Origin of the sequence: Streptomyces purpureus (genome assembly GCF_014648195.1) — a bacterium.
GTDB classification, from domain to species: Bacteria; Actinomycetota; Actinomycetes; order Streptomycetales; family Streptomycetaceae; genus Streptomyces; species Streptomyces purpureus.
On record NZ_BMQQ01000024.1, the window covers coordinates 54,471 to 64,414 of the forward strand.

Below are 9,944 nucleotides of genomic sequence, written 5' to 3' on the forward strand. Positions count from 1 at the left end.
CAGAGGTGGGATTCCATGAAGCTGACCAAGAAGTCGCACGCGTGCGTCCGGCTGGAGAAGGACGGGCGGACGCTCGTCATCGACCCCGGCACCTTCAGCGAGGAGGACGCCGCCGTCGGCGCCGACGCCCTTCTGGTCACGCACGAGCACATCGACCACTTCAACGAGGAGCGGCTGCGGGCCGGTCTGGAGTCCAACCCCGGCGCGGAGATCTGGACGCTGAGGAGCGTGGCGGAGAAGCTCTCCGCCGCCTTCCCCGGCCGTGTCCACACGGTCGGCCACGGCGACACCTTCACCGCCGCCGGGTTCGACGTCCAGGTCCACGGCGAACTGCACGCCGTCATCCACCCGGACATCCCCCGGATCACCAACATCGGCTTCCTGGTCGACGGATCGGTCTTCCACCCGGGCGACGCCCTGACCGTCCCCGAGCACCCCGTGGACACGCTGATGCTCCCCGTCCACGCCCCCTGGAACAAGATCTCCGAGGTCATCGACTACATCCGCGAGGTCAAGCCGAAGCGCGCGATCGACATCCACGACGCGCTCCTCACCGATCTGGCGCGCCCGATCTACGACAACCAGATCGGCGCCCTGGGCGGCACCGAGCACGGCAGGCTGGCGCCCGGCGACTCGACGAGTCTGTGACTGTCACACCCCACCGTTAGGCTGGCGGACATGCGCATCGCCACCTGGAACGTCAATTCGATCACCGCCCGGCTGCCCCGGCTGCTCGCCTGGCTGGAGAGCAGCGGCACGGACGTGCTGTGCATCCAGGAGACCAAGTGCACCGCCGAGCAGTTCCCCACCGACCAGCTGCGGGAGCTGGGCTACGAGTCCGCGGTCCACGCCGACGGCCGGTGGAACGGCGTGGCGGTGGTCTCCCGCGTCGGCCTCGACGACGTCGTGGGCGGCCTGCCCGGCGGCCCCGAGTACGACGGCGTCCAGGAGCCCCGGGCCATCTCCGCCACCTGCGGCCCCGTGCGCGTCTGGTCGGTCTACGTGCCCAACGGCCGCGAGGTCGCCCATGAGCACTACGCGTACAAGCTGAACTGGCTGGAGGCGCTCCAGGACGCGGTCGCCGGGGACGCGGCCGGTGAGCGCCCGTTCGCCGTGCTCGGTGACTTCAACATCGCGCCGACCGACGACGACGTCTGGAACGCCGCCGCCTTCGAGGGCCTCACCCACGTCACCGCGCCCGAGCGGGCCGCGCTGGCCGGACTGCGCGAGCTCGGGCTGAGCGACGTGGTGCCCCGCCCGCTCAAGTACGACCACCCCTTCACGTACTGGGACTACCGCCAGCTCTGCTTCCCCAAGAACCGCGGCATGCGCATCGACCTCGTGTACGGCAACAAGCCGTTCGCCGACGCGGTCAAGGACAGTTACGTCGACCGCGAGGAGCGCAAGGGCAAGGGCGCCTCCGACCACGCCCCCGTCGTCGTCGATCTGAACGTCTGACGACCGCCCGGAGTGGAGGGCGCGCCCTATGGTGCGCCGCTGCCCGGGGTGCGACGCTGGGCTGATGAACATCCCATTCCTGGACGCCTGGCGCAGGCGTCATGAGCCCAAGGCGGCGCCGTCCCTGGTCTCCGCCTTCGACCGCGATCCCGACGGGGTGGCGGAGCTGCTCGCCGAGTGCGAGCTGCTGCGGGCCAGGGTCCAGGAGGCGGGGATCCAACTGGACGACACACCCTCCTCGTTGGAGGCGATCGACCAGCTGCCGCCGCGCTGGCGCGACGACCAGGAGGAGCTGCCCTGGTTCGGCAACGACGCGGGCCTCTACCTGGGCACGGTCATGGTCCGTACGGTCGCGGGGGCGGCCTGGCACGTCCGGGAGGACGGCCAGCCGGTGGTGAGGCTCGCCTCGGGGCGGGAGATCAATGTGGTGGCGGCCGGTCTCGACTGGGCGACGACCGGTTCTCCGGAGCTGTCGCAGACCTACGCCGAGGCCGCCGAGAACTGACCTCGGCGGCCCCCGGCCCACCCCACCCGGAGTAGAAAACACCCCTTTGCAGTAAATACGGCTTATGTCCCTTTTATGCGTGTCGGGTATGAAGTCCCTTTTCGGAGTGGATAGTTTGCGCTGACCTCGACAGAGCCGACAAGGGGGCAGGCAGCAGCGTATGGAGTCAGGCCCGCCCGGCAGCAGCCGGTGATCACTCCGAGCGCAGCGGCACCGACACGTACGACGGGTCGGCCGGCGGCGAGGAGAAGGTCAGCTGTGCGCCGGTCGGGTTGTGCTCGATGTAGAGCGGGTCGACGGTGTCCACGACCAGGGCGAGCCGGTGGCCGGCCGGAACGTCGTAGGCGGTGGAGAAGAGCTCGAGGTCCACGGTGAACGGCTGTCCCGGGGTCTTGCCGTGGAAGGTGTACGGCGCGTTGCTGACCAGCTTGCCGAGCCCGAGCGGGCCCACGTCGTAGAGGTAGGCGACGAGGGTGCCGCTCTCCTTGGTGGCGGTGACGGTGGTGTGCAGCTTGGCGGTGCCACGCACCCGCTGCACCTGGCCGGAGCGCTCGGACTGCCAGACGGCGGCGAAGGGGCGGGGGAGCAGCGGGATCGACGCGACCGGGGGAAGCTTGAGGAACTGGTCGAGGGCGTTGGAAAGCATCACCACCCCGCCGTTGGCGCCGGAGTCGACGTTGGCCCACACCCGCTGCGATCCGCCCAGGGCGATCTTCCGCTCGTTCGCGCCGACCGACTTCCAGTCGGGGTAGCCCTCGTAGCCGCCGGTGGAGCGGGACTTCAGCTGGACGGGCTGCTCGCGGTCGATGCCGTTGTCCACGCCCTTGAGGTGGTGGTCGAACCAGCGGTGGGCGCTGGTCCAGGTGTCGTTGGGCAGCCCGAGCAGGCCGGTGGCCTCGGCGGTGGCGTGGTCGCCGGGGCGGAACTCCAGCCGCTTGGGGCCGGTGAGCTTCTCGTAGAACGAGGCGTACTGGTTGGGCGGGAAGATGGTGTCCCCCCAGGCGTTGCCGAGCATGACGGCGGCGCCGTTGGCGTTGAGCCGGTCCAGATGGGTGACGACCGAGCGCTTCTTGCCCCACTCGATCATCTCCTGCTCCTTGGCGAGGTTGGAGGAGACGAAGTCGCCGAGGATCCGCTGGAGTTCCGGGCTCGGCCGGCCGGTGAGGTAACCGGCGCCGCCGAGCAGCCCGGCGGCCTGGAGGTGCTGGGTGCGGCCGCTGTAGATGGAGTCGATGAGGTCGGCCCAGCCGCTGAGCGCCACCACGGCCTTGATCCGCTTGTTCTGGGCGGCGGCGAGCAGGGAGATCCCGGCGCCGTAGGAGACGCCCGCCATGCCGACCTTGGCCGGGTCGGCGGGGGTGTGGGCCAGCGCCCAGTCGATGACCTTGGAGGCATCGGCTATGTCCGGAGGCCCGGCGACTTCTATATGGCCGCCGGACTGCCAGAAACCGCGGGAGTTGTAGCTGACCACCACATAACCGGCGTCGGCGAGCTTCTTCGCCTGGGCGAGGTACTCGACCTGCGGCATGGCCCAGCTGGTGGGCAGCACGATCACCGGATACGTACGCGAGCCGTCGGCGCCGGCCGGAGTGACGACATTGGCCTTGAGGACCGTGCCGCCGTCCCCGGCGATGTCGACGAACCGGACGCCCGGGACGGCGGAGGCGTCGGCCGCGGTGGCGGCGGGGGCGAGACCGAGCGCCGTCCCGGCCACCAGGGTGGCCGACACGGCGCCGATCGACGCGGTACGCAGGGCCTTGCGCGGGTGTCCCACGGGTCACTCCTCACTCGTGTCACTGAAAAGTGACCCGACGGTAACCTCGCGGGCTTACCTGAGGTAACTCCCCAGTAAGTTACGCCCGGGTAACGATTCGGGGGCGGGATTCCGCCACGCCCCTCACCGCGCCGCTCACTTCAGCGCGCTCTTCGCCTGCCACTCGGCCCACGACACGTTCCACTCGCCGTAGCCGTTGTTGATCGCCTGCGTGCCCTTCGCGTCGTTGCCCGTGATCTCGAACGGGTCGCCGACCTGCACCGTGTCGTACACCCACTTCGCGTTGGCGTCGCTCATGCCGATGCAGCCGGAGGACTTGTTGGCGCTGCCGAAGTAGGCGGAGTTCCACGGCGCCGCGTGCGCGTACATACCGGACCAGGTCAGCCGCATCGAGGAGTCGACCATCTTGTCGTACGCATCGCCCAGACCCACCGTCTCGGAGCGCATGTTGATCGTGCCCTCCTTCGACATCAGGACGGTCTTGCCGCGCCAGGACGCCTTCTCGCCGCCGGGCGTTCCCGCCGACATCGGCAGGTCCTTGATCTCCTGGCCGTCCCGCACCACCTTCAGCCGGTGGTTGTCCAGGTCCACCTTGACGACCTGGTTCTTGCCGACCGTGAAACCGGTGACGTAGTCACGGACGAACCAGCCGCCGCCCGAGTCGATGCCGTTCAGCTCCGCCTTCAGCGTCACCTTCGTGCCGGACTTCCAGTACTCCTTGGGCCGCCAGTCGACCCGGTCCTTGCCGGACCAGTCCTGCATCCAGCCCCAGGAACCCTCGGTGTTGTTCGAGGTGGTGACCTTCAGCGCCTTCTCCACCGCCGCCTTGTTCTTCACCTTGTGGTCGAAGACGATCGACAGCGGCTGGGCGATCCCGACCGTGGTGTTCTTGCCCGGCGCCAGCGTCAGCTTGTTGACCTGGTCGGCCGCGGCGGTCGCGAAGTCCGCCTTCGCCGTGCCGCCCTTGTCGTCGCGGGCCTCCACCGTGTAGCCGGTGCCGGGGGCCGCCGGACGGGCCGAGGTCCAGCTGCGGCCGTCGGCCGCCAGCTTGCCGTCCAGCTTGCCGCCCTGCGAGTCCACCACCGTGACCTGCTGGAGCTTGCCCTCGGCCAGCGAAACCTTCACCGGCTCACCGGCCTTGGCCCCCTTGCCGGACGGGCTCACCGAGATCTTCATCTCCGGCTTCGCGCCCGGACCGGCGTTCTTGCCGGACTCCGTGTCGCCGCCCCCGCACGCGGTGAGCGCCAGGGCGAGCAGCGCGGTACCGGCCGTCGCGGCGGTACGGAACGAGGTGCGCGGGCGTATACGGCTCAAGGGGACAACCTCCGAATCGATCTTTCTCGACAACGAAGAGTGCGAAAGCATGAGCGAGGTTGCGTACGCCCCGTGGTTTTTCCACTACTTCTCTGTGACAAGTCCGACAGTGGCGCGGCGCCCGCGCCGTCCCTAGCCTCGGGGTGTGGAGAAGACCACCGGAACAACCCAGCTGACCCTGCGTCTGCGCCGCCGTGTGGAACTCGTGCCTGTGGCCGCAGTGGTGACCGCCGTCGCCTGGGCCGTCGCCACCGCCGCCGTCGCCGGCGGACCCAACGGCGCCCTGGCCGGGGCGCTGATGGCCCTGGTCGGTATCGCCCTCGCCGCCTACGCCGTCACCTTCGCCGGATACGTCGTACGCCCGCTCCGCCTGGACCTCGACCCCGGCGGACTGACCGTACGCCTGCCCACCTGGCCCGCCCGGATCGTGCCCTGGGCCTCCGTGACCGGCGCCGCGGCGCTCGCCCTGCGCACCGGATCGACCGTACGCACCGTGGTCGTCGTCGACCTGGCGCCCGGCGAACGGCACCTGCCCCGCACCTGCCGGCCCGCGGCCATGTACCGCAAACTCGCCCCCGCCCTCGGCCGCCCGGGCCGCACCGGCCTCTGCTTCGAAGGCCAGATCTTCGACATCGAACCGGCCGAGCTCCTCGCCGCCCTGCGCGCCCACGCCCCCGCCGCCGTCCCCGTCGAGGACCGTACGGCGCAGCCCCTGCCGACCCCCTGGCAGTACTGAATGACCGCGGCCACCGGTCTCCCCGACGTGTACGACCCCCGCCGCTACGCCACCGGACTCCCGCACGACGCCTTCCGGGAGCTGCGCGACCACCACCCCGTGGCCCGGCAGGAGGAGTACGAGGTCCTCGGCTGGCCCGCCGGGCCCGGCTTCTGGGCCGTCACCCGGCACGCCGACGTCGTCCGGGTCCTCAAGGACTCCACCGCCTACTCCTCCCACCTCGGCGCCACCCAGATCCGCGACCCCGACGCCGCCGACCTCCCCTTCATCCGGCGGATGATGCTCAATCAGGACCCGCCGGACCACGGCCGGCTGCGCCGCCTGGTCAGCCGCGCCTTCACCCCCGGCCGGATCGAGCGCTTCGAGGCCACCGCCCGTGCCCGCGCCCGCGACCTGCTGCGCGGCGCCCGGGAGACCGGGCCCACCGTCGACCTGGTCACCGCCGTCACCGACGACTACGCCCTGCTCAACCTCACCGACGTGCTGGGCGTGCCCGCGAGCGACCGTGGTCTGCTGCTGCGCTGGACCGAGCGGGTCATCGCCTACCAGGACCCGGACGAACCGCCCGTCCTCGACGAGCGGGGCCGCCCGGTCAACCCCCGCTCACCGGCGATGCTCGCCGAGATGTTCGCGTACGCCCAGGAACTCGCCGCGTACAAACGCCGCCGCCCCGGCGACGACGTCATGACCTCGCTCGCCGCCTCCCCGCTGGCCGACGCCGAACTGGAGATGTTCTTCTTCCTGCTGACCGTCGCGGGCAACGACACCGTACGCAGCGCGGCCCCCGGCTCCCTGCTCGCGCTGGCCGAGCACCCGGGCCAGCGGCGCCGGCTGGCCGCCGGTGAGGTGGCCGTGGACAGCGCCGTCGACGAACTCCTGCGCTGGCACCCGCCGGTGCTCTCCTTCCGGCGCACCGCCGCCCGTGACACCGAACTGGCGGGCCGCCCGATCGCCGCGGGCGACAAGGTCGTCGTCTTCCATGCCTCCGCCAACTACGACGAGCGGGCCTTCGCCGACCCCCACCGTCTCGACCTCGGCCGCACCCCGAACCCGCACGTCTCCTTCGGGGACGGCCCGCACGTCTGCCTCGGCGCCCACTTCGCCCGCCTCCAGCTGCGGGTGCTGCACGAGGAGGTACGGCAGGCCCTGCCCGACTTCGAGCTCGCGGGCCCGCCACGACGGCTGGTCTCGAACTTCATCAACGGCGTCAAGTCGCTGCCGGTGCGGTTGCCGCCGAGCGGGCCTCGGCCGTGACGTCGGCGACCAGCTCGACCACGTCGGGGCCGTAGGCATCCGAGTTGACGACCTTGAGCAGGAGGACGAACGGGCCCGAGCCATACTTCCGAGCCAGCTTCTCGTGGTGACGAGCCATGTAGCGGGCAGCGGCCCGGTTGGCGACCGCCGCCTGACCGCAGAAGAGGAAGACCGGCCGTCCGCCCTCGCCTCCGACGAGCCGCGCGAGGATCACGTACTCGGCCGCTCCGTTCACGAGGCGGTACACCTCGCCGCCGACGGTGAACATCCCCCGGTCGGCGACCGGATCCTCCTCCACGTTCATCGTCAGGCCCGGCAGCAGCGACGACAGGTGGGCGGCCGTCCGCCGATTCGAGTAGGGACCGCCGACACAGAACTCCGCGCGATCCCCCAGGCCCTGCCGGGCCTCGTCGTGCTGGACTATCTCCGGCCGCGCCCCGCAGTCCTTGATCAGGGCCGAGAGTTCGAGCAAGGCGGAGACGTCGACGTTGTGCACCGCCCGATCGCTGCCCGCTCTGCGGTTCACCACGAGCAGGCACTCGGAGCCGTCGCGCAGCCCGAAGAACGCCTGCTTGCGGCGGAGGGCGCGACGCCACAGACAGGTGCGGGCCAGCCAGCCCAGGGCGGCGCTGACCCCGGTCGCCAGCACACCGAGGACGAGATTGCGCAGGTCTTCATTCATGGGCGCGCATGCTAGCGGGGGCGCGGACCGGTGTTCGAGGCGTGGTCATGACGCGGGCGGCGCGCGGCGGTTACGCTGCGCGGACGGTCGTCGACTGGAGGTACGGATGCGTCGCTCCACCGCACGGTTTGTCTCGGTTCTCGCTGCCGCCACGACGGCTCTGTCGGTGGGTGCGGCGGCTCCTCCCGCGGCCGGGAAACCATCCTCGCCGCCCGTGAAGGAGCCGGTGGCCGTCGGCTACGGCGGGGCGGTCGCCAGCGTCGACGCCGACGCCTCAGCCGCCGGCATCGAGGTGCTGCGGCGCGGTGGCAACGCCGTGGACGCGGCGGTCGCCACCGCGGCCGCGCTCGGTGTCACGGAGCCGTACTCGGCCGGCATCGGCGGAGGCGGCTATTTCGTCCACTACGACGCGAAGACGCGCACGGTCCACACCATCGACGGGCGTGAGACCGCCCCGCGCTCGGCCGACGCCGCCCTCTTCGTCGAGAACGGCAAGCCGATCCCGTTCGAGGAGGGCCAGACCAGCGGCCTCGGCGTCGGCACCCCTGGCACCCCCGCCACCTGGCAGAGCGCCCTCGACGCCTGGGGCAGCCGCCCGCTGCGGCAGCTGCTGAAGCCGGCGGAGAAGCTGGCCCGGGACGGCTTCACCGTCGACGCCACCTTCCGCGCCCAGACCCAGGCGAACGAGGCCCGCTTCCGGGACTTCCCCGCCACCTCCGAGCTGTTCCTGCCCGGCGGCGAACTCCCGCGTGTCGGCTCGGTGTTCACGAACCCCGACCTGGCCCGTACGTACGCCACGATGGGCCGGCACGGGGTGGGCGCGCTCTACCGCGGCCCGCTCGCCCGGGACATCGTCGACACGGTCCGCAAGCCGCCGGTACGGGCGGGGGCGACCCGCGTCGTCCGCGCCGGCGACCTCGACGAGCGCGACCTCGCCACGTACCGCACCAAGCGGCAGGCGCCGACGAAGGTGTCGTACCGCGGCCTGGACGTCTACAGCATGGCGCCCTCCTCCTCGGGCGGCACCAGCGTCGGAGAGGCGCTCAACATCCTTGAGCGGACCGACCTTTCGGCCGCCTCGCAGGGCCGCTATCTGCACCGCTTCATCGAGGCGAGCCGGATCGCGTTCGCCGACCGGGGACGCTGGGTCGGCGACCCGGCGTTCGAGGACGTACCGGCCCGGGAACTGCTCTCGCAGCGGTTCGCCGACAGCCGGGAGTGCCTGATCCGCGACGACAAGGCACTGACCAGCCCGCTCGCCCCGGGCGACCCGCGCGACCCGGCGCCGTGCGCGGCGAGCGGGACGGCCGCGCCGACGACGTACGAGGGCGAGAACACCACGCATCTGACCACGGCCGACCGCTGGGGCAACGTCGTCGCCTACACCCTGACGATCGAGTCGACGGGCGGCAGCGGCATCACCGTGCCGGGCCGCGGCTTCCTGCTCAACAACGAACTGACCGACTTCTCCTTCGCCCCGGCCAACCCGGCGGTCCACGACCCGAACCTGCCGGGACCGGGCAAGCGTCCGCGCTCGTCGATCTCGCCGACGATCGTCCTGGACTCCCACGGCCGGCCGGTCCTGGCGCTCGGTTCGCCCGGCGGCGCCACCATCATCACCACGGTCCTGCAGACCTTGACCGGCGTCCTCGACCGGGGCCTCCCCCTGGTCGAGGCGATCGCGGCGCCCCGCGCCAGCCAGCGCAACCAGGCCACGACCGAGCTCGAACCGGCGCTGTGGAACAGCCCGTTGCGCGCCGAACTGGAAGCGCTCGGCCACGGCTTCCGCCAGAACCCGGAAATCGGCGCGGCAACGGGCGTCCAGCGCCTCCCGGACGGCCGCTGGGTGGCCGCGGCGGAGAAGACCCGCCGCGGCGGCGGCTCGGCGATGGTGGTCCACCCGGCGGGCGTGCGGTAGCCGGGCGGGGGCGAGGCCGGTCCGCTTGGGCCGTGCGGCGGTTGGTCGGTGGTTGTGTCTGGGCTGCGGGGCCGTGCGGTAGCCGGACGGGGCGAGGCCGGTCCGCTGCCCGTGCGGCGGTTGGTCGGTGGTTGTGTCTGGGCTGCGGGGCCGTGCGGTAGCCGGACGGGGCGAGGCCGGTCCGCTGCCCGTGCGGCGGTTGGTCGGTGGTTGTGTCTGGGCTGCTGGGCCGTGCGGTAGCCGGACGGGGCGAGGCCGGTCCGCTTGGCCCGCGCGGCGGCCGGTCCGTGGTCGTGTCTGGGC

The 9,944-nt window shown here is 71.5% G+C and carries 9 protein-coding genes; 6 read left to right on the forward strand and 3 right to left on the reverse strand.

Translation table 11 applies throughout. The annotated features are described in order from the left end of the window. Positions 1-15: 15 nt before the first annotated feature. From IEZ01_RS25765 to IEZ01_RS25775, 3 genes are all read left to right on the forward strand, one after another. Positions 16-648, forward strand: a complete 633-nt coding sequence (locus tag IEZ01_RS25765; protein WP_019890410.1) for an MBL fold metallo-hydrolase — start codon at positions 16-18, stop codon at positions 646-648. 30 nt (positions 649-678) lie between these two features. Beyond that, positions 679-1,458, forward strand: a complete 780-nt coding sequence (locus IEZ01_RS25770) for an exodeoxyribonuclease III (protein ID WP_189204003.1) — start codon at positions 679-681, stop codon at positions 1,456-1,458. A gap of 64 nt (positions 1,459-1,522) precedes the next feature. Next, on the forward strand, positions 1,523-1,963 hold the full coding sequence (locus IEZ01_RS25775) for a DUF6278 family protein (protein ID WP_019890412.1): 441 nt from the start codon (positions 1,523-1,525) through the stop codon (positions 1,961-1,963). Positions 1,964-2,156: 193 nt separating this feature from the next. Here the strand turns inward: IEZ01_RS25775 and IEZ01_RS25780 are convergent, their stop codons facing one another. Then, a complete protein-coding gene (locus IEZ01_RS25780) occupies positions 2,157-3,737 on the reverse strand; it encodes an alpha/beta fold hydrolase (protein ID WP_189204005.1) in 1,581 nt (526 codons plus the stop codon). A gap of 135 nt (positions 3,738-3,872) precedes the next feature. Further along, a complete protein-coding gene (locus IEZ01_RS25785; protein ID WP_019890414.1) occupies positions 3,873-5,051 on the reverse strand; it encodes a L,D-transpeptidase in 1,179 nt (392 codons plus the stop codon). A 145-nt stretch (positions 5,052-5,196) separates the two neighbouring features. On the opposite strand from IEZ01_RS25785, the gene IEZ01_RS25790 reads away from it, so the two are divergent. Further along, a complete protein-coding gene (locus IEZ01_RS25790; protein WP_189204007.1) occupies positions 5,197-5,787 on the forward strand; it encodes a hypothetical protein in 591 nt (196 codons plus the stop codon). Beyond that, positions 5,788-7,041, forward strand: a complete 1,254-nt coding sequence (locus IEZ01_RS25795; protein ID WP_189204009.1) for a cytochrome P450 — start codon at positions 5,788-5,790, stop codon at positions 7,039-7,041. It abuts the gene before it with no gap. Here IEZ01_RS25795 and IEZ01_RS25800 read toward each other — a convergent pair. Further along, positions 6,995-7,723 (reverse strand): hypothetical protein, encoded by a 729-nt coding sequence (locus IEZ01_RS25800; protein ID WP_019890417.1) that lies wholly within the window; start codon positions 7,721-7,723, stop codon positions 6,995-6,997. The genes IEZ01_RS25795 and IEZ01_RS25800 overlap by 47 nt on opposite strands. Before the next feature lie 106 nt (positions 7,724-7,829). Between IEZ01_RS25800 and ggt the strand changes: the two genes are divergently transcribed. Beyond that, complete coding sequence (gene ggt, locus IEZ01_RS25805; RefSeq protein WP_189204011.1) at positions 7,830-9,641, forward strand: gamma-glutamyltransferase; 1,812 nt, start codon at positions 7,830-7,832, stop codon at positions 9,639-9,641. The last annotated feature ends 303 nt before the right edge of the window (positions 9,642-9,944 follow it).